Origin of the sequence: Commensalibacter sp. M0133, assembly GCF_016101485.1 — a bacterium.
Classification (GTDB): Bacteria; Pseudomonadota; Alphaproteobacteria; order Acetobacterales; family Acetobacteraceae; genus Commensalibacter; species Commensalibacter melissae.
On record NZ_JACFQI010000001.1, the window covers coordinates 1,037,002 to 1,061,864 of the forward strand.

Sequence of the window (24,863 nt, forward strand, 5' to 3'; positions counted from 1 at the left end):
TAAAATTTAAATTAATGAATAGCTTTCCCCCCCCATATCCACCAAGAATATTTTGAGGATAAAATCTCCGCCGCTTTTTGTGCTTGCTCAACCGTTTCAAATAATCCAAAACAAGTTGCACCCGATCCACTCATTCGTGCCAAGCGACAGTGGGGTAACATCTTAATTTCTTCCAAAACTTTTTCAATTTTAGAATTTAGTAAAATAGCAGGCTCCTGTAAATTATTATCATAGGTCGTTATATCATGAATAAATGAATTAACATTATCGAAACTATTTTTCAAATTAACTTTGTCAAAAAAAGAAGATTGACGCTTCTTAAACACTTCCGCCGTTGACACCCCTTCTCCATGATTCACTAAAATCATGCCAAAAGAGGGAATTTCTATATCCCTTGAAATGACTTCACCAATTCCCTGCATGCGTTGTGTGACCGGATTAAGACAAACGGGAACATCTGCCCCCAATTGTAATGCAATCTTCTGTAATGAATCATTGTCAATTACAAGATTCCAATAACGCATCAATAACCGTAAAGTAGCCGCTGCATCTGAAGATCCACCACCAATTCCTGAGGCGACAGGAAGATTTTTAATCAGTTGGATTTTAACAGGCTTTAAAGGTTGTTTTGTACATGCTGCAAGTTTATAGGCTGCTTTAACAATCAGGTTATCGTCCTGATTTTCCTGAGATAACTGCGATACAAATTGCCCCGTTATTTCAAGCTCGACAAGTCTGTCCTCTTTACCTGAAACTGGAAACAGGATCAATTCATCCCCTACATCAGGAAAAACAACCAGACTATCCAGAATATGATATCCATCAGGACGTTTGTCCGTCACATGCAAAAAAAGGTTTATTTTGGCGTACGCTTTTTCTATAAACATTGAATCTTTTTTCAAATAGTGAAATTACCTAGTGGTGAGAGGACAAGAATTTATTTTTTTTGGCTTTTTGTAATGCATTCAATATTAAATTTCTATTTTCAGGATTTGGATTGCAAGTCAAGGCTACATTCCATTGATTAATCGCCTCTTGATAGCGTCCAACCTTCCAGTAGGCAACCCCTAGATGGTAATTTAATTCAGGATCCTGTGGAATGGTCTCAGCAGCCAGCTCCAACTGTTGTATGGCTAAAGCTGTTTGATTATTCAAAACCATAATCCAGCCTAAACTATCACGGATTGCCCCTTCATCCGGTGCAATATCAATGGCTTTCTGTAGCATTATCTGGGCTTTCTGCAAGTTTTTATGTCTTAGTGCCCATGAATAACCCAGATAATTCAATAAAATTGGCTCATTTGGTGCCAATTTTAATGCCATTTGTAGATCCTGTTCAGCTTTTAGCCATTGTTTTTGTTTTTCATAAGCAACCCCTCTTATGAAAAACATTGTCCAATCATATTTAGTTTTGTTTTTCTTTAACTGAATGACTTTACTGTAGATTTGAATGGTTTTTGGATAATTTTTCTGATCAAAATAAATATCACCCAACGTTTGCCATAAACTAATTTCTTGCGGGTAATCCTTTAACAATTCTTCCAAGGATTTTTCCGCCCGAGAATAATGTTTTAATAATGCATCATAACGGGCAAGTTGTAACTGTATATTGGTCTTTAACGGATCATCCGGATTAACAGGAAATAAGATTTTACGGGCCTGTTCAGGGTGTTTTTGTTCCGCAAGAATGCCCGATAACATAATTTTGGCTTCAGAAAGATTTGGATTGAACTGTAAAGCAAACCGTAAAAATATCTGTTCAGTATGAAGGGCAACCTTATACGAAATTTTAGCCTCCCTGTCATTTTCATCAACAGTCTGATTGGCCAAATCCTGCTGAATCAGGGAGGCCATTGCCAAGTAAACCTGAGCAACCGCTTCTTGAGCATCATGCACTGGAAACTGAGAAAGATTGCGACGTAAATTATTTTTTGAAATGGATAAAAAAGGCAAAATATCAGTCAAATTATCGACCATTGCCTCCGCTTTTCCAGCCCGATGATGCTGATAAAGCCAATTTCCATAAGCCCGCATTAACAGCAGATCCGCCCCGGGAAAAACCCGATAGGCTTTTTCAAATAAAATGCCAGCTTTTTTATCATGATGTGATAAAGTTTCCGCAACGCCATAATGAATTAGAAAGACCCCACTAATAGGCGTATTAATTCCTTTTTCAAACAGAGCGTTTGCCTGATCAATCTGACCAGCACCATATAGGCACCATGCTTGCAACAATAAAAACGTCATCTGACCCAATGGATCACCAGGAGGAGAAGTAAAATATTTTAATGCCTCTTTCCAGTTTCCCTTAACAATTGCATCATTTCTTAATACCAGGGCGGAAATTGGATCTTTATCTTCTTGTTTTGCCAAATTTACTGCGGCTGGATTGCCGGCGATCACACTATAGTAAAATGCCCTTTCACGTGCATCCGTGTTTTTTAGATCATGATTAAACACATTATTATAAAATTTTGCAGCGGTCACATTATCATCGGTCTGCGCCGCATAATAGGCAGACAGATAATCCCCGTACCCGCCCCTTTGATGCACCAGGGGAACAACAGGCTCTGGATCCTTTACAATTACGGACGCTTTAGATATCGAGCTCATCCCAGCAATTAGAGAAAAAGATAAAAGCATGGTGCGTAGAAAGCGTGGGCATTGCATAATCACTATCTTCTCAATAAACTGAAATCTTAGTATATAAGGTTTCGTTAACCATCATTATATTCATCGTAATCTAAAATGTATGACCATTTATCATTGTTACAGCTATATTCTGAATGGGGTATAGATGAAAATTTAACTTCAGTAAGTATCAACCATTTAGAAAATAGAAAACCTATTCCTACTCTTCCTTTACCTAAAAAACAATCTGTTTCAACGAAAATTATAACAAAAACAAATCGACACTCCGCTTTTCAAACCAATAGTTTACAAGAAATAAACCAGGCTATCCTGGAATTCAAAGACTGTTCGCTTAAAAACACAGCCATGAATACAATACTTTCTGTTGGAGATCCAAAATCCCATATTTACATTATCGGGGATGTTCCCGATGCCGATGAAGATCGTAGCGGAAGGGTTTTCGCAGATACGGGAAATTTCTGGCTTGAACAGATGCTTGATAACATCGATATTTCTCTTGATGCTTGTTTTCGTATTCCGCTTGTTCCATGGCGCCCCCCAGGTGGACGACAAATATCAACGAATGAATTAGAACTTTGCCTACCTTTTTTATATAAATTACTAATCCTGTATCAACCCAGATATATCCTGACAATTGGACAATTACCTGCTAAGACCTTACTAAAAACCCCAGTCAATTTTAACCAGCTAAAAAATCAATGGCATTCATTCACATACTCTGGAATTCCTAACCCCATCCAACTTTTTCCATTACACCATCTTTCCCAAATTAACATTAATGCCAAGATTCGCCAGGTAACCTGGAAAAATCTCCTTTACATTCGTGCCACCATAGATAAAAACACTTGATTGAAACATTATATATATTTCAGCGATAATATTTAATTACCTAAAATAAATAACTCTTGAATTACATGACACTCTTTCCTAATTAATATGTATTATGCAAGGGACAAACATTCTTTCCCCTTTGGCTGTCCGGGCTTTATTGGCAAGCGCAGCCTTGTTTGCAGGCGTATCAACTGTATCCATACGGGCAACTACGCCAAAACAGTTAGATCAGCGTGAAGAAACAATCATTACACAAGCTAGAAATATTATTCGAAATGGTAATGGTCGTGTCAGCTTTCCTCGTCCGTTAAATTCAATGGATGAACAGCGTATTCGCTATATATTTGATCTACAACGCAAAGGGGATTTCACAACGGCTCAATCTGAAACAATTCAGATTTCAGACAATTTGTTGCTCGGCGATATTCTTGCCGAGCGTTACCTAAACCCACATTTTTTACCAAATACAGGACAATTAAAGTTATGGCTGAAAAATTTTGCATCTTATCCTGATTCACCTGATATTCAAAAGCGTCTGAACAATCTTGGCGCTATTAAAGTATCAATTCCCGTCAATCAGAATCTACCTATTGATAACAACAATAATGTCATGGCTTATTTGCAAAGCCTTGATCATCTTAATTTCGAAACCAATTCCTTCAAAAGAAATCCTTTGTTGGATCAAACTGTTCGTGAACGCAGCGCATTAGGTTGGCAAGGAGCGAAAAGTGCCTTGCAGCTTATTCAACAGACACGCGGAATGAATAATCTATATGCCGCACAATTACAGGCAGAAATAGCTCAACAGCTCTTTGCAATGAATTATTCAGATCATGCCTATCAACTGGCTAAAAATGCGTTTAAATCATCCAATTACCGCATTGGTTTGGCTGGATATGTCGCTGGATTAATTGCCTGGAAAAATAATGATATTGATCAATCCTTGAAATTTTTTGCACAGGCTTCAAAGGCAGATATTATCACTACCAATGTTAGAGCAGGTACTTATTTCTGGGCTGCACGTTCATGTCTAAGAAAGGAAAATAAACAGGAATATATTATCTGGTTGCGCAGATCGGCTTCGTTTGTGCATACCTTTTATGGTATTTTGGCCAACCAGATTCTAAAAGAAAACGATCATGATACTTCAACAGAGAAGACTGATTTTCATCCTTTACTAAATTTCCTTAAATTTTCTTCTACAACACTTTCTCAAGTGGATATCAACACTATTGAAGCCACTGCTGAGGGAAAAAGGTTTTTTGCCTTACTACAAGTGGACGAAAAAAAACGGGCTGAGATTATTTTAAAACAGATATGGATAAAAAATAGAAAGAATCTTGCCCTTTTGCATTCCATTCAATTGATTGCAAAAACCATAGGCGCAAACGATTTATCTAAACAGCTTGTTGAGATAATTGCACAAAATGAAAATCTTCTCGACCACAATAAAAGCTTACCCTTACCCAATTTACATCCAAGGAATGGCTACAAAATTAATCCGGCCCTTATCTATGCCTTGATCCGTTTAGAATCAAATTTCAATAGCAAGGCTGTTTCGAATACAGGGGCACGTGGCTTAATGCAAATCATGCCTATGACAGCAAAATATATTGCAAAGCAAAAAAATAACGTATCGATTCATCGTTTGGATGAACTGCAAAATTCCGCTTTAAATTTGGAAATCGGTCAATTATACCTTATCCATTTATCAGGACTTTATAACAAGAAAAACTATGATATGCTTCCAAAAGGGGGAAGCCTTATTCATATGCTGGCCAGTTATAATGCCGGACCTGTAATAACATCAAAATGGTTGAATTCAGCTGAGAATAACCAAGATCCATTACTGTTCATGGAAACAATTCCCATCAAGGAAACAAAAAACTATTTGCATAAAGCACTGACTTTTCTTTGGATTTATTCTGATAAGCTTGATTTACCTTCTCCTTCCTTAAAGGCTCTGGCTCAAAACAAATGGCCTAAATTTACAAATGAAGTAAAATTGGCCCAAGTCATTACATTACATTAAAAAAAGCCCTTTTCTTTTTTTAAGAAAAGGGCTTTTTAAATACCTACTAGTTTTTTGCCACAGGTTGTCGGCTTGCCTTTACACGAGTAACCCGACGATTTTCCATCTCCAAAACCTCAAAAAGCCAACCTGAAAAAACAACCTTGTCACCTGTAACCGGGACTCTTCGTAAAAGTGCCAAAATCAATCCGGCGACCGTATGATAACTTCCTTCCGCAGGTAAATCTCCTAAATCCAGCTGATCCCTGACTTCATCGACCTGGGTCGTCCCTTCCAGTAAATATTCATTACTTATCCCTGACTCAAGACGGGGGGCATCCAGAGACTGATTGATTTCACCTACAATTATTTTAAAAATATCCGAAACCGTTACAATTCCCTCAAATGAGCCATATTCATCAAGAACCAGTAATATTCCTAATAAATCACCCCGCAATCGTTCCAGAGCGTCCAAGGCAGACATACTATCCGGAACAACAAGAGGACGCTGTAAACAGGCATTAATTGACAAGCTGTTTTTATGTAAAAGCTGGCTGAACAAATCATTAACCAAAACCACACCAACAGGATTATCAATTCCATTTTCACAAACAACCAATCGTGTATGTGAAATATTGTACAAAGCCTGTTTCAATTTGTCCCCTGAAATAGAACGATCAATCCATATAATTTCATTCCTTGGACGCATAACAGCCCTGACAGGTCGGTCAGCCAGTCGTAGCAAACGTTCAATCATATCCCGTTCTTCAACTTCCAGCACACCAACCTTGGCCCCCTCGGCAATGTAGGCCCTTAATTCCTCTTCTGTTACAGAGACAGAAACTTTATTATGTCTTCTTAGTAATTTCAAAACGCATTCAGAGGATTTACTGAGGACCCAAACTGCAGGAGAGGCAATCTTTGATATAATTATAAATAGCCAGGACAGGCGGACAGCAATGACCTCAGGCTCTAGTAACGCCAACTGCTTTGGAACCAGTTCCCCAAAAATTAGCATAAAAAAAGTAATAACCAAAACAACGATAAGAATCGATAAGTCATCTGCCCAGATTTTGATTAACGAAAATTGTTCAAGCCAATGCCTTAGACAATTTTCAATACGGGATCCCCCAAAGGCTCCCTCAAATATTGAAACAAGCGTAATACCAACCTGAATAGTGGGTAAAAAACTTTGTGGTTTATCAATTAATCGTAAAGCCCCTTCAACACCCTTCACCCCTTGATGTTGCATCGCAACCAGCCGGGCTTTTCGGCTTGATATTAAAGCAAGTTCGCCCATAGCGAAAATACCATTCAAAAAAATCAAGCATAAAATAACAATAATTGAAACAAGCATTTACTTAAATCCAATAAATGTAATCATAATAAAAAACAGAAATTACAAAAATAATCTAACAAAATTGTTACTAATAAAAAATAATAAATCTGTTATACTTATTTTTACTTTGAGTATGATTTAACATTTTTATTTTTATTTCTGTAATAAATTTGTTCCTTACACAACTATTAAAAAAGGCAAGCTTGAAAAACTAAGCTTGCCTTTCCTTTTATTCCACAAAAGATACCAATGTATAATCAGGCTTCCTGAACAGCCACCTTTTTAACACGACGAACTGCTGTCCGTTTTTTAACTGAATCCTTAGGCAGTTTCTTCATTAATTCCGCCACCTGTTCATTATAATCATATTTTGCCTGTCTCTGTTGTGACAAATCTATTTCGGGTGCCATCACACCTTCAACCTTGGGTCCTGTTAAAGCAACCTGAGCAATATGCCATGGACGTTTGATCGCATCCTTAACAGCGGTAGCTTCATATCCGGAATGAACCATGCAATTGGCGCATTTTTCGTAATTGCCCGTACCGTACTGATCCCATTGAGTTTCATTCATCAATGCTTCAAACGTCGGTGCATAGCCTTCTCCCAACAGATAGCATGGACGTTGCCATCCAAAAACTGTTCTTAAAGGCTTACCCCAAGGAGTACAGTGATATTGCTCATTTCCAGCCAGAAAATTCAGGAATAATGGAGATTGCGTGAAACGCCATTTATGTCCCTTTCCCAATCTGAAAATTTCACGAAATAATTTTTTGGTATTTTGACGGTTCAGGAAATGTTCTTGATCTGGCGCCCTTTCATAGGCATAGCCAGGAGCAGTCATAATACCATCAACCCCCAACTCCATAACACTGTCAAAAAATGCCGCTACACGATATGGATCGGCATTATCAAACAGGGTGCAGTTGATTGAAACCCTGAACCCTTTAGACTTGGCAAGTTTTATTGCTGAAACGGCACGATCGTAAACACCCTGCTGACAGACAGAAGCGTCATGCATGGACTTGTCACCATCCAAATGAATATCCCATGAAAAGAATGGAGATGGTTTATAATCGTCAATCTTTTTTTCAAGCAACAATCCATTAGTACACAGATATACATACCGTTTACGAGCGATCAATCCCTCAATAATCTGTGGCATTTCCTTATGCAACAAGGGTTCACCCCCTGCAACTGCCACGACAGGGGCGCCACATTCAGCATCAGCATCCAAACATTCCTGCACACTCAATCGCTGATTCAATATCTCAGCAGGATAATCAATCTTTCCGCAACCAGAACAGGCCAAGTTACAACGTAATAAAGGCTCCAACATCAAAACGAGTGGATATTTTTCACGTCTTTTTAGATGTTGTTTAACAACGTAGCTACCGACTCGTACTGCCTGCATCAGAGGAACAGCCATTTATCTAAGCTCCCAAACCGGTTTAACCGATATTAACATATAATAAATGCGTCATTCATAAGATAAATGACCCTTAACAACAAGAAAAAAATATTATTAGTAAAAAATGTACTTTACGACAAAAACGTTTTATTTTAAATTTCAAAAGCCTTGTCGTCTCTCTTTTTCCTTCTGTAAATTAACAATTTACTTTATAGATGTGTTCCTCAAGCAACAAATTTAATATCTCATTTGAAAAAAAAGATAAAATCAGCCATAAAAGCTTAATAAATAAAGTGTAATATATTGTTCGCTTTTTATCCTTTTTTATTCATGAAAGGTGATAGATTTTACATAACGTGTATTTGAATATCATCTAAACTCGAGTATAAGCTAAAAAACTTAACATTTATATTAAGCTATTATGTAACAGTTACGGACGAAATATAACATGGATGAACAAACCGAAACGCCTAAGAACAAAGAAAATCTTATGGAAAATGAATCGGCTAATCATTTAAAATCCATTCCTACTTATGGACGTTTCCCTTTATTAGACCGCGTTCATACCCCAACAGATCTCAAAAACCTTTCCATTGAACAGCTAGAACAATTAGCCAAGGAATTACGTGCCGAAACAATTGATGTCGTTTCCACAACAGGTGGACATTTAGGGGCCTCTTTGGGTGTGGTTGAACTTACTGTTGCATTACATGCCGTTTTTGATACACCAAATGATTCACTAATATGGGATGTTGGTCATCAAGCTTATCCCCACAAAATATTAACTGGTCGTCGTGAATTTATTCGTACATTACGTCAACCTGGAGGATTATCAGGCTTTACAAAACGTTCAGAAAGTATATACGACCCTTTCGGAGCCGCCCATTCCTCAACCTCGATCTCGGCAGGATTGGGTATAGCTGTTGCAAACCATTTTAAGGCCAAAAAAGATCCAACATATGATGAACGCAGTGTTATAGCAGTAATCGGTGACGGATCCATTTCAGCTGGTATGGCCTACGAAGCTATGAATAATGCTGCCGTTGCTGGGCCAGGTGCAGAACGATTAATTGTCATCCTGAACGATAATGAAATGTCCATTGCTCCACCTGTCGGTTCAATGTCCGTTTATCTATCGCAGCTTCTCTCGTCACGTCATTTCTTGGGGCTAAGAGATCTTGCCGCCAGAGTTGCCAGCAAATTACCCGAGAGTCTTGAAAAAAAGGCAAAACGGGCCGAAGAATATGCCCGCGCTTTAATGACGGGCGGGACATTATTTGAGGAACTAGGTTTCTATTATGTGGGACCAATTGATGGACATAATTTACAACAACTGGTTCCTGTCTTAAGAAATCTGCGCGATGCCGAACATATCGGTCCAGTACTTTTACATGTCGTAACCCAAAAGGGACATGGATATAAACCGGCTGAATCTTCAGGCGATAAATATCATGCTGTCTCCAAATTCAATGTCATAACAGGAAAACAGAATAAAGGACCGCCCGGACCACCATCGTATACCTCAGTTTTCAGTAATGAACTGCTAAAATGCGCTGAAAAAGATGACAAAATTATTGCCATAACCGCTGCGATGCCATCTGGTACAGGATTAGACAAATTTGAACAGAAATTTCCTGAACGTTATTTTGACGTCGGCATTGCTGAACAACATGCGGTTACATTTGCCGCAGGTCTGGCAACCGAGGGATTAAGACCTTTCTGTGCTATATATTCCTCTTTTCTGCAACGTGCCTATGATCAAGTCATGCATGACGTTGTCCTGCAGAATTTACCTGTTCGTTTCGCCATTGATCGCGCTGGACTGGTTGGAGCTGATGGGGCAACCCACGCTGGTACCTTTGATATTGCATATTTGGGATGTCTACCAAATATTGTTATCATGGCTCCCAGCAATGAAGTTGAATTAGCTCATATGACAGCAACCGCAGCAGCTTTTGATGAAGGTCCAATCGCTTTCAGATATCCGCGTGGTCCTGGTATTGGTCTTTCTTTACCGGCAAAAAGTCAAATTCTTCCAATTGGTAAAGGAAAAATCATTCAGGAAATGGGAGAGCAGACCGGTGATGAAAAGGGGGGAATTGCCATCTTGTCTTTCGGAGCCCGTTTGGCAGAATGTTTAAAAGCTGCCGAAACCCTTAAACAATATGGATTGCCCCCTACAATTGTCGACGCTCGTTTTGCTAAGCCTCTTGACAAAGGATTAATTGATCAGCTGGCTAGAAACCATAAGGTTCTTATCACTATTGAAGAGGGATCAACAGGCGGATTTGGAGCATTTGTCATGCAACATCTTGCCCAGAACGGTCTTTTAGATCATGTAAGGTTCAGGCCAATGGTTCTACCTGATTATTTCATTAACCATAATAACCAAACCGCGCAATATATTGAGGCAGGTTTAGATGCTCCATCTATTGTCAAAACCGCTTTAAAAGCTTTAGATGTACCTTTAGAAATTTAAATATAAAAAGTTTAGGTAGATTCAACTATGAAATTTCATCGTTATATCCTGTTATGCAGTGTTACAGCCTTTATAGGCTTTAATTCTCCAATCGCAATTCATGCAAATGATACTGCCGTCCGTCCTGTTTCTGTAACCGGATCTGATACAGAAAATTCCATTAAAACACCTGTTGTCAATCTGTATCGCATCCTAAGCCAACTTCAACAGTCCAAGCAAACCCCTGCTGAAAAAGGCATGACCGCTCTTAGAAAAGTTTTAAATGATTCCTATGATTTCTCTTCAATTTTAAGCAGTACGGTTGGCTATCGTTACGATTCATATTCCGAAGCTGAAAAAGAGCAGCTTTTGCAAGCTTTCACTAATTATACAGTTGCACGGTATTATTCCAGTTTTGCCAAAGAAAAAGGTACGGGATTTAAAATTTTACCAAATGTTAAAAATGCAATGACAAACGATGATAAAATTATTAAAACCAGGGTTGGGGACGCAAGTGATATGGGATCAGCAACAGAAATCAACTATCTGTTGCGTAAAACCCCACAAGGATGGAAAATTGTCGATGTGTTGCTGAATGGTCATATCAGTCAAATCGCCATTCAACATGGTGACTTTAGTTCGACGCTGGCAAAAGGTGGCAGTCAAGGATTGATTGAAATGTTAAACAAGAAAACACAATCCTTCATGTCAAAAAACAACTCCTAATCTAACAGTCTATATGTTTTGGTCCTTACAAACGAAAATTAAATTAACACGAATTTTATCCATTTGTACATTACTGGGGTGCATTCAATCTGGAATCAGCTGTCTGCTTATCTATTTCTTTAAAAAAAAAATCAAAAAACAAAAAAAATATACAGCCCCCTCTTCCCTTCCCCCAGTAACAATCTTAAAGCCTTTGGCTAATGCAGAACCCCTCCTTTATGAGGCTTTACAAAGTTTCTGCGAACAGGATTATCCAGATTTTCAATTAATTTTTGGCGTTCAAGATAGAAAAGACCCTGCAATTGAAATTGTTCATCATCTACAGAATCAATATCCCAATCGTGATATTAAACTGGTTATCAATCCAGAGATTCACGGGGTAAACCGCAAAGTATCAAATTTAATAAACATGTTTGCCTACGCAATCCATGACTGTCTGCTTATTTCAGATTCCGATATTCACACACCGCATCAGAATTATTTAAGAGAAACCATTCCCTTATTGGATAATGACAATGCTGGACTGATAACCTCTTTATATAGTGGATTACCTTATGAATCCTCTATTGTCCAAATGCTGGCCAGTGCTCATATCAATTATAACTTTATGCCGGGCGTGATACTTTCACGCTATCTGGGCCGTCAGGATTGTTTTGGTGCCTGTGTTGCAATCAAACGATCCATACTTATGAAAATTGGCGGATTAAAAGCTCTATTACCCTATATTGCAGACGATGCAAAACTTGGAGAGCTTATCAGAAAACAAAATTTAGAGGTTGTTCTTTCACCTTCCATCGTTAAGACAACTGTTTCTGAAAATACTTTTCAAGCTTTATATAAACATGAGTTGCGCTGGAATCGTACCGTTTTTACGGTGGAACCCCTTGGTTTTACATGCTCTTTCATCCAGCTTCCCCTATTCTGGATTTCTCTTGCTGTTTTACTGAACCCTCTGAAAAAAAAATCATGGATTAATTTTTTAAGCTGCTGGATTTTTCAATCTATTTGTTGTTTAGTAATCAATAAAAAGATTAAACTTGACCTTAAGTTAATTCCTTTCCTGTTACCCTTAAGGGACTGGACCTCGGCTTCTATTATGATGAGAAGTATTTTCAAAGAAGATATTGAATGGCGTGGACAAAAAATGACTTTTAAAAAAAACCAAGGTTCCAATAGTTAAACGATAGTGATAGATAATTGAACCAATTAAGTATTTTTAAACAACCATAATAAAATAGAAAAAATCAAAGGATTAGTTCCATTATGATGAAGACTCTGTTTCTACAACCTCCCTCCTTTGAAGGTTTTGATGGAGGTGCAGGTTCCCGCTACCAAGCCAAGCGCGAAATTAAATCATTCTGGTATCCAACTTGGTTGGCCCAACCGGCAGCCCTTATCCCGAACAGTCGCCTGATTGATGCACCCCCTGCAAGAATGACGATGGAACCCATTCTTGCTGATGTGAAAAACCGTGATCTGGTGATCATGCATACTTCTACCCCATCCTTTTCATCGGATGTCAAGGTTGCAAAAATGCTCAAGGATGCAAATCCTTCCCTCAAAATTGGCATGGTCGGTGCAAAGGTTGCTGTTCAACCCCAGGAAAGTCTCGAAAAGAGCGATGTTATTGATTTTGTAGCCCGGAATGAATTTGACTTTACATTGAAAGAAGTCGCAGAAGGTCGCGATTTCAAAGATATTGACGGCATATCCTGGCGGGATGCAAATGGCAAAATTGTTCATAATAAAAACAGGGCAATAATTGAAAATATGGATTCCTTGCCTTTTGTTACCGAGGTTTACAAAAGAGATCTTCATATTGAAGATTATTTCATTGGATATTTAAAACATCCATATCTTTCCCTATATACTGGCCGTGGATGCAAATCACGCTGCACGTTCTGCCTGTGGCCACAAACAGTAGGTGGACATCGTTATCGTACACGAAGTCCAGAACATGTCGCGGCAGAAATTCGTTTGGCTCAACAATATTTTCCACAAGTTAAAGAATTTTTCTTTGATGATGATACATTTACAGATGATCTTCCTCGTGCGGAGGCAATCGCTCGTGAATTAGGAAAATTAGGGGTGACCTGGTCCTGTAACGCCAAGGCAAATGTTCCCCGTAGCACCTTGAAAGTGTTAAAGGATAATGGGTTGCGCCTATTGCTGGTTGGTTATGAAAGCGGAAATCAGCAAATCCTGCATAACATTAAAAAGGGAATGCGAATCGAGGTTGCACGTGAATTCACAAAAAACTGTCATGAACTTGGAATTAAAATCCACGGCACCTTTATTCTCGGTTTACCAGGAGAGACCAAGGAAACAATCCAGGAAACAATCAAATTCGCCACTGAAATCAACCCTCATACTTTACAGGTTTCCCTAGCCGCTCCATATCCAGGAACATTTCTGCATCAGCAGGCACTTGAAAATGGATGGCTGGATGAAAATAATGCGGAATTGATTGATGAACATGGCGTTCAGATCGCCCCTTTGCATTATCCTCATTTATCTCATACGGAAATTTTTGATAGCGTTGAAACATTTTACAAGAAATTTTACTTTCGCGCTCCCAAAATAGCATCTATTGTAGGAGAGATGATCACCAGCCCACAAATGATGAAACGTCGCTTACGTGAAGGCGTCGAATTTTTCCAATTTCTACGAGATCGCCATACATCATAATAAACGATAAAGAAATTTTGTGACAAGAAAAATTCTTATTTCAGCAGATGATTTCGGTTTATCTGTCGAGGTCAATGAGGCAATTGAAATTGCACATCGGCAAGGAGTCCTGAGTACTGCGAATCTTATGATTGCAGGCGATGCAGCTGAGGATGCAATCATAAGAGCCAAAAGAATGCCAAATTTGCAGGTTGGATTACATGTTGTTGTCATTGAGGGAAAATCGATTTTGCCAAAAAGTGAAATTCCACTTCTTGTCGATGAAAATCGTCTTTTCCCCTCACAACAACTTAAAATGGGAATCAACTACTTTTTCAATCAACACATCCGTAGACAACTGGAAAAGGAAATCAGGGCTCAATTTGAAACCTTTAGAAAAACAGGACTGGCTCTTGATCATGTCGATGTGCATAAACATATGCATCTTCACCCAACCATTGCTCAGCTTATTATAAAAATCAGTCATGATTATCGGTTGCAACGAATAAGACTTCCCAAAGAACCCGTTAAGATTCTCAGATCCATTGATCAGACAACCAATCTAAATAATACAAATAACTTGCTGGTTTATTATTGGTGCAAACTTCTTGAAGAACAGATCAAAAAAGCCGGGATGAAATATTTTGATTGGTGCTTTGGCTTATCCTGGTGTGGACATATGACATTTGACCGTATCCAGAAATTAATCCCGTCCCTACCACAAGGTAATTCTGAATTGTTTTTCCATCCTGCAACCACAAAAACGGGATTATATAATCAACTTATGCCTCAATATGAACCTGAAATGGAGCTGGAGACCCTCTGTCACCCAGACTTCCCCAAGCTGCTTCAGGAACATGGCATTCATCTAATTACTTGGAAAAACATTTAAAATATCTCAACGGATAGCTGTTTCAATCCAGCCTTTCAATTTTTCTTTTGGTAAGGCTCCTACCTTGGTTGATAAAGGCTGTCCATCTTTGAACAAGATAAGGGTTGGAATTCCCCTAACTCCATAATTTGTTGGCACCTCAGGGTTTTCCTCGACATTAACCTTGGCAACAACTAATTTACCCTGCATTTCCTTTGCTAATTCTTCCAAAACTGGAGAAATCATTTTGCAAGGTCCGCACCATTCCGCCCAAAAATCAACCAGGACGATTTGATCGGATTTCAATACATCCTGTTCAAAACTTTGATCTGTTACTTTTTTAGTAAATTCGCTCATTTCTACCTCACAACTTTTAAAATAATCTTCATATCTACTAAATAGATGACTGTCCTTGATGTCAAATATTATTAAGATTGTCTATATCTGTGCCGGCAAATATTTTTCAAGTAAAGCAATGGGCAATTTCATTATTTTTAGAGCATCTGTCCAAATCAGTAACGACTCAATTTGATGATATGGATAAATTTCCTTTAATAAGATCCAATAAGATGCCATCTGCCTTAAATAAATTTTGGATACCATTTCAACAGTATCCGGCACTTTTTGACCGGATTTAAAATCACATAGTAAAATTTTATCCGGTAAAATACGCATACGATCAATCTGACCCGTAATGACAAGATCATTGACAATACCTGTTACAGGTTGTTCAACCAAACTATCAGAATCAAACAATTTTTGTAATTCTGGATTATTAATCAACTGGATAACTTGATGAACAATTTTATCCAATTCCTGACCGGATAGTTTAACATTTTCTCGCTTGAACCATTGATATGCCAAGTCATAACGCTTTTCACAAGGGTAATTTGGCAAATATTGTAATAAGGCATGAATGATTCGACCACGATAAAAAGGATCTTTTTTCTTTCTTGTTTTAACCGGTGATATTTTAGAAGGAACCTCACCAAATATTATCCCGTCTGGTCGACTTGGAATATAATGGGGTAATATGACATTTTCATCAGGTAACGCAACAGCCTTTCCTTTTTGTTGCAACCATTTGGGCAAAATTATTGATTTGCTGGATTGATTTCCAAAATCATCCGGTGAACAATTCGTATTGTATGAAAGGGAATTACTTTTATTTTCTATAAAATAATGTGTTCCTTCCCAAATTTCTTGGAAAAAACAGGCCTGCAAATCAGGCAACTGCTTCATCGCCTTTTCACAATAATCATACCAAGTGTTTTCAGTTTTTTTATTTTTGGATTTTTGCCAGCCACAAACCAATAACCATTCACTTGCACGCGTTAAAGCAACATAAAGCAGACGATTGCTTTCTTCGGTATCCAATTGCAATTTAAATGACCTATATTCTTTACTTTCCCTAATATCGCAATTTTTATTTGGAACATATAATGGGATTTTGATATTCTTTTCCGCATCCTCTTTCCAAACCAGAACCTGATCAGATTGAAATCCGCCCTGTTTAGATGCGGGATTCACGGTATCAGGTAAAATGACTAAACGCCCCTGCAGTCCTTTCGCACCATGTACCGTCATAATCCTAACCATATCAAGGTCTGCTTCCGCCTCGTTTTTTATGGTACGTTCGGATTGTTTCAACCAATATAAAAAACCCTGTAAAGATGGGATATGATTATCTTCATATTGCATTGCCTGGAAAAGTAATTCATCAATCGCCTCAAGTGCCTCTTCCCCCAAACGGGCGAGAAATCTTTCCCGTCCACGATGTTCCCCCAAAATCTCAACCAACAAGGCATAGGGCGTAACATAATCCACTCTGGCAAACAATTTTGAGAGCATTAACCATGCCTCCTGCCAGTCTTTCCTTTCCAAATGCCGAATAAACAAGGCATTCCACAAAGTCTGGCCTTTTATTCTTGATCCGGCAAGCTCCATAAGACTTTCTTCATCCAATCCCCCCAAAGGTGATTTTAAGACACATGCCAAGGTCAAATCATCCTGCGGCAATAAAAGCACCTCACAAAGTACCAATAGATCCTGTACGGCTATTTGATCAAGCAATTGTGTTTTAACCAGATTGACCAATGGAATATTTTTCATTTTCAGAGCCCGGATCAAGGCCCGTGAAAAATCAGATCGTTTCCGGATTAAAATAAGAATATCACCTGCCCTGATGGGACGCCCACCATAAGGTGGTACCCTGCCGATCTGTCCCTTAATCCAATCGGCAAGACATTCAGCCAAAACCATGTCAGGTGTTGAATGATACTGATTTTTCCTCAATGGTTTCCATAAGGTTTCCAAATCCTCCTTTTCCATATCATCCATCATCGCTAATGGCCATATATCAACCCGCCCGGGAGCAAATATCTTCGCCGAACGATGCTGGCGAAACTGATCCATTGATAAATTATCCCAGACGCCTGTTAATCCATTTTCAGGCGAAAAGACCTGATCTACGAAATCAAGAATAATCTGACTGGAACGAAAGGAAACCCGTAATTGGGGATCCGCCCATAATTCACCTGCCTCTTTTACCTTTTTTGATATTTTTTCACGAAAATTAAAAAATTCCTGTGGCTTTGCCCCCTGAAAAGAATAGATGGATTGTTTGTAATCTCCAACGGCAAAAATCGTTCTGGAATGATACGAAACAGGATCCTTACCCAATCCCGCAAAAAATTCAGACGAAATATTATCTGCAATCCGCCATTGTTCAGCCGAATTATCCTGTACTTCATCCAACAAAATATGTTCCAAACCGCCATCGAGCTTGAACAAAACCCAAGCGGCACCAGGATTATCAAGCAAATCCAAAGTGTAATTAATCAAATCACTGTAATGCAAAACCCCTTGGGCACGTTTAATATCTTGATAATGTTGCCAAATTAATGAAAAGACATTCAAAAGAGCCCCTGTATATTCATAAATGTCATAGCGATTGATTGTTTCAGCAATCTGATACATATAGTCAGCCTGTTCATTCAACAAAACTGCAATCGCGTTATTTTCCCCCTTATTGACAGTAAAATTTTTAACTTGACCATTTTTTTTAAGCAAGGTCTCCTGCATTATATTCCATTGGACAATTCGTTGATCGCTCGAAAGATCAAACCATCGAATACAGGATTCTATTGCCGCTCTAGATTTTTTATTTTTAATATCCCGATTCAGTTCCAGACATTTTCTAATGTCCTTTTCTGCTGGCCAGATTTCACATACACGAGCTAAATAATCCTGTTTATTGGAAAAATCCAGCTTTAAACATGACCGTAAATAAGCGGAAAATTGTCGCTGTTGAATCAAACGTAAAACTGGCTGTAAATATTGCTGATTTTGTTGTAGTTCCTGTAAAAGCTCCAAAAAATGATTATTATTGATTAATGGGCTTAAGACCTGAATATCATGATCAGAAATTTCATCAATTTTTTCGTTAAAAGCCCTTTTGAAGGTTAATAAATTATCACCCTCCTCAATAACCTTGAACTGAGGAATAATTCTGGCCTCCAAAGGGAAACGCTGCAGGATAGATTGACAAAATGCATGATTAGTTTCAATCCGCATACCCCCTGGTAAATCCAAAATTTCTGCAAACAATGCCCGAGCCGCTTTGCGCATCTTATCGCACGGATTGATTTGTAAATCGAGCAAAGCCCTATCCAGTTCTTGATTCGTATAGCCAACCCATTCACTTAATTTTTTTTGCAACCGAATTGCCATTTCGGCAGCCGCGGATTTGGAATAGGTTAAACATTGGATCCGCTGCGGTTGTATACCGGGATGAATTTTACCCTTTTTATCAGTCCAGGGCATCATTAACCGTAATAAACGATCAACAAGAAGTTTTGTTTTACCGCTTCCTGCCGATGCGGATACAAAAACTGAATAATGCGGATTAGAGGCATCTCTTTGTTGCCTGTTCGCTTCTTCAACAGGATCTGAAAAAGAAAACTGCCGCTGCATCATGATCCCCCAGTTCCCAATCCCCATTCAAGAAAACGAGCCAAATGCTTATAATCTCCAAAAACAGGCAGGGTTTGTACATATTCTTTTATTAAATGAGGACGTGGACGGGATAAATAAGGCTGTTCCTGGTCACAATAGGCAATAATCAGCTTTTGAAGAACTTGCCAGTATCTTTCGCTTAAATTTGTGGCATCCCCTTCTTTTTGAATATTATCTATATGGATTTCCTTACCTTCCTCTATTCCCCCCTTTAACTCCCAATATGTAAATTTTGAAATTTCATGTTCAGCCAGACTTTTATCAAACCCGCCATAATAAGCCATTGCCGCTTCCAAGGGTAACTGTGGAAACAATCCGTTCTTCACATTTATACACGCAGGGGTAACACCTGTTTTGTAATCATATATTTCTACAGTTCCATCCGTGTTTAGCTGTATTCGATCCGCAACACCCCGTAAGGTAAAGTCAATTCCTGCGGACAACTGAAAATAATGATGGCCTTCTTTTTCAAGATAAAACTGAGGAAGCATTCGACTATTACGACGTGACTTTTCCTGTTGGTAAACCCAATGGGCAATTTTTAATAACCGTGCATGCCACCATTTCTTATAAGAAATTAAGATATCCTGACGTTTATCCAGTACATCCAAAAGAGTCTGCTCTATTCCGCTTAGCGTCCATTGTTTGCTATAATTTTCATAAACATTCTTTAACCCTTCATGAACTATCAACCCAAAAATACTGGTTGATCGATCTTCTTCCAAACCAACAATTTTTCTTAAATTAAGTATTTTTTTCGCATAAATCTCATAAGGATCCTTTATCCATCGCTCAACATCAGTTATGGAAATGGATTTTGGACGCAACGCTGGCAAAGGTTTCGGAGAAGGACATTCCATTGGGGTTGGAGATCCATCTGGTTGATCAAGATATTTTGTCCACAACAAAGCCGGATGCTGCTGAATTACACTCTTACGCCCCTTCAACCACGCCTTAAGACGGACAATCCAACGCGATTGCACAACTGGCGCATTTTCCTGTCTTAACGGTGAAGACAAAATCACTTCTGGTATCGAACAACACAAAGCCATAAAAGCATATGCTGTACGACCTATTTCAATATCCGGCAATCCCATCCCCATTTTTTCACGCATCGGGCGGCTTAGCCAAGAACCAGAATCAATGGAGGGTGGCCATACCCCTTCGGATAATCCCCCTAAAATTACCATATCAACATTCTGCAACCGTGCTTCAAGCAATCCCCAGATATATACCCTTGGATGAAGCTGTCTAACTTCTCTCCCTTGTAGGGCACGGCGCGTATGAACAATTAATCCTTGAAATGATGCCCTGAAAATACTGGCAAATTCAGATAAAGTAACCACCTTTATATATTCAGTTTCAACAATAAGATCTCTTAAATGCTCGGCAAGTGCATTTCCTTCTTCAGCTTTCCATAGAATATCCTCTCCATTCTGTTCTTGATTAGAGGCAAGCTGTTCCGCAGCTCTTGCCAAATACGTCACCCATTCGCCAACCGTATATTTTGTAGTTTTTCCCAACAAAGTTTGCACATTCTGTTTCAATCGATCCAGCAAGCTGACCAATTCAGATGAGTTGAAAAAAAAATATGCGATATCGGTTCTTAGGGTATCCTTATCCAACAGCTTAATTTCTTCGATTTTCCGCTTCAATGCCGCTTGAATGACTGATAAACCAGAGGCTGCAAATTGTCTTAGAATAAAGATCTCCAGCAAACGGCTATAATCACGGCATAAACTGGCAGGCAATCCACAACAAGCAAATGGATGTTTAAGTAAGGATAATAAAGATAAAGGGGTAAAATCCTCGACACAAGTTTGCAAAATCAAATTTAAAAAGACTGCGCCGGCCGTTTTATAAAGTGGTTCACCAGCACTATCATCCGCGATAACCCCCCACCGTCCCAGTTCCAGAGAAACACGCATTGCCAAATTACGATCAGGCGTAACAAGTGCAATTCTTTTCTGTGGAATTTCCAAAGCATCTCGAATCATTAACGCAATGGCTATTGCCTCTTGCTGTTGATTGAGCGGTTCAATTAAAAAACATTGATCCAATTGTACAGGACGCCGATTTATTAACCAGCTTTCCAAACGGTCCGCAGGTAATAAAATTTGCTGAAATGCTGATACACGCTCCTTACCAATTGGTTGAACACATGTATAATCCCAGTATTGAAAATCAGAACGCTTAATACCTAATGCCGAAAACATTTTGACAAGTTCGGCATAAGGATGCGTGATAGGCAAAGCATTCCAGCTTTCCTCTGACAAATCCTCCTGTAACCCGGAAACAATCAAACGTCCGCGTGGCAATTGAACAACTGTGGACAGAAATTCAACAATAACGGGTCTTGCATCTGCAAATCCGACCACCCAAACTGGATCCTGGCACCCAGAATTCCGCCAACTTTTAGCCTGGGCTTTTAAAAGAGCTATTACCCTTGCTACGGGATTCATCAATTGATTATCCTGTAACCATTGAGGCCATATCTCGGTTATAATTGATAGAAATTTTAGAATATTTTGCCAGTGCTGTGCATATTCATCCTCAACCGCTTTTGATAAAGCTGTCTTTAAATCGCATCCAATCCATTCCGCCTCATCCATTAAATCAGCCAGGGATTTGGCCAAATTCCAAGCTTCACCAGCCTGAATTTGATTACCAAGCTCATGATTCATTTGTATAATTAACGATGTCAGAATTGATAATCTTTTTACAGGATGAACTGCGGGAAAAAGTGTCAGTTCCTCTTTGCTATTAAAAGATAATCCTGCCTCATCTATAGTGCCAATGGAAATAATTTTGGGTAAAAGCAGCGGTTTCCCTTTATTAACTTTAATAAAACTATTAATTAACGCTTTTACGGTTCTCTGATTGGGAACAATAACCATTCCACACGGGTAACTCCCTTGAGAATGCATCTCCTCCATCCATTTTTGAGCAATCGTATCCAAAAATACTGCATTAAAGGGGATCGTGATATATTTAGACATTTTCAAATAATCATGAAGGTCATTTTATTATTCAAACAAGTTTAGCCGTTCATCCCAGCCTGAAAGGACAACACGACGCCCGGAATCAGAATGTAGGAAAAAATCAATATGCAAAGCCCCGTCAGGAACAAAATTCTGCAAACGCTCTGGCCATTCGACCAAGACAACACCCTCCATTGCATCATCCCAATCCAACTCGATTAAATCCTGTTCATTTTCCAACCGCCACAAATCATAGTGATATAAATGAAATTTTGGGCTTTCATAATGTTGTACCAAGGTAAAAGAGGGACTGGGAACTTCCATTTCAGAATCATCACAAATAGATCGCAAGAATGACCGAGCAAAAGCAGTTTTACCAATACCCAAAGGACCTGATAATAAAATGGCGTCACCTGTCTGTATTAAACGGGAAATTTTTACAGCCAAATCATTTGTTGCTTGCAAATTTGGTAAATCATACATTTTTATAATCATGATTACATAAAACTTAACTGGTAATAAAACGATTTAATAATAACTTACAGAAAGTTAACATTTCTAGATTACAGATATGTCTTGATAATAAATATATTCAATAAAATTCATTTTATAACAATTTTTTTTCAAACTATTATTTTATGCTTATTTTAATATGTAAACTCTTTGCAATCATCCTTATAATTCTATTTTTTTCTTATATTAAAGGTCAATATAATGATTGGAACCTCTATCACGACTGATATTGCCATAATTGGTTCGGGTCCGGCCGGCTTATTTGCCGCTTTTGAATGCAGTATGCTAAAAATGAAGTCTATCTTGATTGACACACTGAATATAGTGGGGGGACAGTGTTCAGCCCTATATCCAGAAAAACCAATTTATGATATTCCCGCTCATCCAAGTATTACCGCACAATCTCTTATTGATTCTCTAGAAAAACAAATTGAACCTTTTGATATTCCACGCCTTTTATCAAACAAGGTTGTAGAAATGGAAGGTCAGAAAGGAAATTTCACTTTAAAAACCGATAAAAACAATATCATTCATGCCAAAGGCATAATCATTGCCATTGGTGCAGGGTCTTTCGGTCCGAATCGTCCACCGTTGGAAAACATAGAAGCTTATGAACAGACCAAAACCGTTCATTATTACATCCGAAAAAGTGATTTATTTATAGACAAAAATATTGTAATTGCCGGTGGTGGAGATTCAGCGGTTGACTGGGCACTGGCTTTAAAAGATAAGGCCAAATCCATCACTTTGATTCATAGAAGAGACCGTTTCCGGGCTTCACCGGAAAGTCTTGCACGTCTTGAAACGGCAATTTCAGAAAAAAAAATCAATAAACTTGTCCCCTACCAGCTTCATAAGCTGCATGGAAAACAAGGCTTTCTAGAATCAGTTGATGTTATTTCACTAGACAAACAGATTAGATCTCTTCCAGCCGATCATTTACTGGCCTTTTTTGGCCTGACCACTGATCTTGGCCCTTTACAATCCTGGGATATTGACATTATTCAAGGGAGAATTCCGGTAACTCCATCGACCTGTGAAACAAGTCTGGAAGGAACATTTGCCATCGGAGATATCGCTTTTTATCCAGGAAAATTAAAACTTATATTACAAGGATTCAGCGAGGCCTCTATGGCTGCTTATGCGTTATATAATATTGTTAATCCAGAAACACCACTGCATTTTGAACACTCAACAACACACGGAATTCCAGTAAAGCCATAGATCCCAGTTTCCAAGGTCTTTATAATGATGCAACCCTATATTTCCATAAACCCTGATCTTTTTACCAAAAATGCGGGGGCAACTTTATCTATTGATTTAAATGCGATTATAAAAAATTATGATTTGCTCAATAACAAAACAAAAATGGCACGATGTGGGGCTGTCGTCAAGGCAAATGCTTATGGACTGGGAATGTTACCGGTGGCAAGGGCATTACAAAAAACAGAATGCAAGAATTTTTTTGTTGCTTATCTAGATGAAGGAATTGCACTTAGATCAATATTGGGAAATGAATACGCAATCTATGTCCTGAACGGTTTTTATCCATATGATGCCAAAACATTTATCAATTACAATCTGACCCCAGTTCTAAATGACCTAAAACAGGTAAAGTTATGGGTACAAATATGTAAAGATGCCAATTTTAATTATCCTGCTGCCTTGCAATTTGATACAGGCATGTCTCGTTTCGGTCTTGACATAAACGATTTAAGAATCATCCAGGATGAATCTATATCACCTTTCATTCCTACCCTGACCATCAGCCATCTAGCCTGTGCCGATGATCCAAATCATTCATTAAATCTTATTCAATTGCAACGGTTTAAGGCTTTTATCCATCACTTTCCTTCCGTACCGGCCAGTTTATCCGCTTCAAGTGGTATTTTTCTAGGTGAAGATTGGCATTTCGATCTAACACGTCCAGGAGGGGCATTATATGGGATCAACCCTGTTCCTGGACACAAGAATCCCATGTATCCTGTTGTGACATTACGAAGTAAAATCTTACAATTGAGGCAAATTCCCAAAGGGGCCACTGTCGGTTATGGTGCAACGTTCACGGCAGACAAAGCGTTAAAACTGGCTATCGTTTCAACGGGCTATGCAGATGGTTTTTTTCGATCGCTCAGCAATAAAATCTGCGTCAAACATATTGATCACCCTGACATTCCCTTGCCCGTAATTGGGCGAATTTCGATGGATTGTTTATGTATCAATATATCACCCCTTGCCAACAAAAAAGTTATGATTGACGATGAAATAGAAATTATTGGCCTCAACTGTCCAATTGAAACAATAGCCAACGCAGCAGATACAATTGGTTACGAAATTCTTACTGCCTTGGGAAACCGTTATCGGCGTATTTACAATTAAATAAAAAAG

17 protein-coding genes are annotated in these 24,863 nt (G+C 38.6%); 9 read left to right on the plus strand and 8 right to left on the minus strand.

Annotated elements, in window-relative coordinates; translation table 11 throughout:
- Nucleotides 1-11 precede the first annotated feature (11 nt).
- Both H3T46_RS04690 and H3T46_RS04695 read right to left on the minus strand, forming a co-directional pair.
- Nucleotides 12-902, minus strand: a complete 891-nt coding sequence (locus H3T46_RS04690; protein ID WP_232350052.1) for a 4-(cytidine 5'-diphospho)-2-C-methyl-D-erythritol kinase — start codon at nucleotides 900-902, stop codon at nucleotides 12-14.
- Between the two features lie 13 nt (nucleotides 903-915).
- Nucleotides 916-2,670, minus strand: coding sequence for a lipopolysaccharide assembly protein LapB (locus H3T46_RS04695; protein WP_232349976.1), 1,755 nt, complete (start codon nucleotides 2,668-2,670; stop codon nucleotides 916-918).
- Between the two features lie 78 nt (nucleotides 2,671-2,748).
- Between H3T46_RS04695 and H3T46_RS04700 the strand changes: the two genes are divergently transcribed.
- Entirely contained in the window at nucleotides 2,749-3,501 is a 753-nt protein-coding gene (locus H3T46_RS04700) for a uracil-DNA glycosylase (RefSeq protein ID WP_155565907.1), read from the plus strand.
- 94 nt (nucleotides 3,502-3,595) lie between these two features.
- Nucleotides 3,596-5,515 (plus strand): lytic transglycosylase domain-containing protein, encoded by a 1,920-nt coding sequence (locus tag H3T46_RS04705; protein WP_198197572.1) that lies wholly within the window; start codon nucleotides 3,596-3,598, stop codon nucleotides 5,513-5,515.
- 46 nt (nucleotides 5,516-5,561) lie between these two features.
- Here H3T46_RS04705 and H3T46_RS04710 read toward each other — a convergent pair whose 3' ends face one another.
- Together H3T46_RS04710 and hpnH are read right to left on the minus strand one after the other, a co-directional pair.
- Nucleotides 5,562-6,851, minus strand: coding sequence for a hemolysin family protein (locus tag H3T46_RS04710; protein WP_155565909.1), 1,290 nt, complete (start codon nucleotides 6,849-6,851; stop codon nucleotides 5,562-5,564).
- 239 nt (nucleotides 6,852-7,090) lie between these two features.
- Nucleotides 7,091-8,260 carry an adenosyl-hopene transferase HpnH gene (gene hpnH / locus H3T46_RS04715; RefSeq protein WP_155565910.1) on the minus strand — a complete coding sequence of 390 codons (1,170 nt, stop codon included), beginning with the start codon at nucleotides 8,258-8,260 and terminating at the stop codon, nucleotides 7,091-7,093.
- 472 nt (nucleotides 8,261-8,732) lie between these two features.
- On the opposite strand from hpnH, the gene dxs reads away from it, so the two are divergent.
- The 5 genes from dxs to hpnK all read left to right on the plus strand — a co-directional run bounded on the left by dxs (nucleotide 8,733) and on the right by hpnK (nucleotide 14,985).
- Nucleotides 8,733-10,721 (plus strand): 1-deoxy-D-xylulose-5-phosphate synthase, encoded by a 1,989-nt coding sequence (gene dxs, locus H3T46_RS04720; RefSeq protein ID WP_232349975.1) that lies wholly within the window; start codon nucleotides 8,733-8,735, stop codon nucleotides 10,719-10,721.
- Between the two features lie 27 nt (nucleotides 10,722-10,748).
- Nucleotides 10,749-11,426 (plus strand): ABC transporter substrate-binding protein, encoded by a 678-nt coding sequence (locus H3T46_RS04725; protein ID WP_198192473.1) that lies wholly within the window; start codon nucleotides 10,749-10,751, stop codon nucleotides 11,424-11,426.
- Nucleotides 11,427-11,439: 13 nt separating this feature from the next.
- Nucleotides 11,440-12,606 carry a bacteriohopanetetrol glucosamine biosynthesis glycosyltransferase HpnI gene (gene hpnI, locus H3T46_RS04730; protein WP_198197576.1) on the plus strand — a complete coding sequence of 389 codons (1,167 nt, stop codon included), beginning with the start codon at nucleotides 11,440-11,442 and terminating at the stop codon, nucleotides 12,604-12,606.
- Between the two features lie 83 nt (nucleotides 12,607-12,689).
- The gene (hpnJ, locus tag H3T46_RS04735; protein ID WP_110438558.1) at nucleotides 12,690-14,114 is read left to right on the plus strand and encodes a hopanoid biosynthesis associated radical SAM protein HpnJ; all 1,425 of its coding nucleotides are present in this window, start codon (nucleotides 12,690-12,692) and stop codon (nucleotides 14,112-14,114) included.
- A 19-nt stretch (nucleotides 14,115-14,133) separates the two neighbouring features.
- A complete protein-coding gene (gene hpnK, locus H3T46_RS04740) occupies nucleotides 14,134-14,985 on the plus strand; it encodes a hopanoid biosynthesis-associated protein HpnK (protein ID WP_198197578.1) in 852 nt (283 codons plus the stop codon).
- A 6-nt stretch (nucleotides 14,986-14,991) separates the two neighbouring features.
- Here hpnK and trxA read toward each other — a convergent pair whose 3' ends face one another.
- From trxA to tsaE, 4 genes are all read right to left on the minus strand, one after another.
- Entirely contained in the window at nucleotides 14,992-15,321 is a 330-nt protein-coding gene (gene trxA, locus H3T46_RS04745; protein WP_155580846.1) for a thioredoxin TrxA, read from the minus strand.
- Nucleotides 15,322-15,402: 81 nt separating this feature from the next.
- Entirely contained in the window at nucleotides 15,403-18,966 is a 3,564-nt protein-coding gene (gene addA, locus H3T46_RS04750) for a double-strand break repair helicase AddA (protein WP_198197580.1), read from the minus strand.
- Nucleotides 18,939-21,980, minus strand: coding sequence for a double-strand break repair protein AddB (addB, locus tag H3T46_RS04755; protein WP_198197582.1), 3,042 nt, complete (start codon nucleotides 21,978-21,980; stop codon nucleotides 18,939-18,941). Before addB ends, addA begins: the two co-directional genes overlap by 28 nt.
- A gap of 27 nt (nucleotides 21,981-22,007) precedes the next feature.
- The gene (tsaE, locus tag H3T46_RS04760; RefSeq protein WP_232349928.1) at nucleotides 22,008-22,445 is read right to left on the minus strand and encodes a tRNA (adenosine(37)-N6)-threonylcarbamoyltransferase complex ATPase subunit type 1 TsaE; all 438 of its coding nucleotides are present in this window, start codon (nucleotides 22,443-22,445) and stop codon (nucleotides 22,008-22,010) included.
- A gap of 231 nt (nucleotides 22,446-22,676) precedes the next feature.
- Here tsaE and H3T46_RS04765 point away from each other — a divergent pair, with 231 nt between their 5' ends.
- Together H3T46_RS04765 and alr are read left to right on the plus strand one after the other, a co-directional pair.
- Nucleotides 22,677-23,699 (plus strand): NAD(P)/FAD-dependent oxidoreductase, encoded by a 1,023-nt coding sequence (locus tag H3T46_RS04765; protein ID WP_198197586.1) that lies wholly within the window; start codon nucleotides 22,677-22,679, stop codon nucleotides 23,697-23,699.
- 24 nt (nucleotides 23,700-23,723) lie between these two features.
- Nucleotides 23,724-24,854 (plus strand): alanine racemase, encoded by a 1,131-nt coding sequence (gene alr / locus H3T46_RS04770; RefSeq protein WP_198197588.1) that lies wholly within the window; start codon nucleotides 23,724-23,726, stop codon nucleotides 24,852-24,854.
- Nucleotides 24,855-24,863 lie beyond the last annotated feature (9 nt).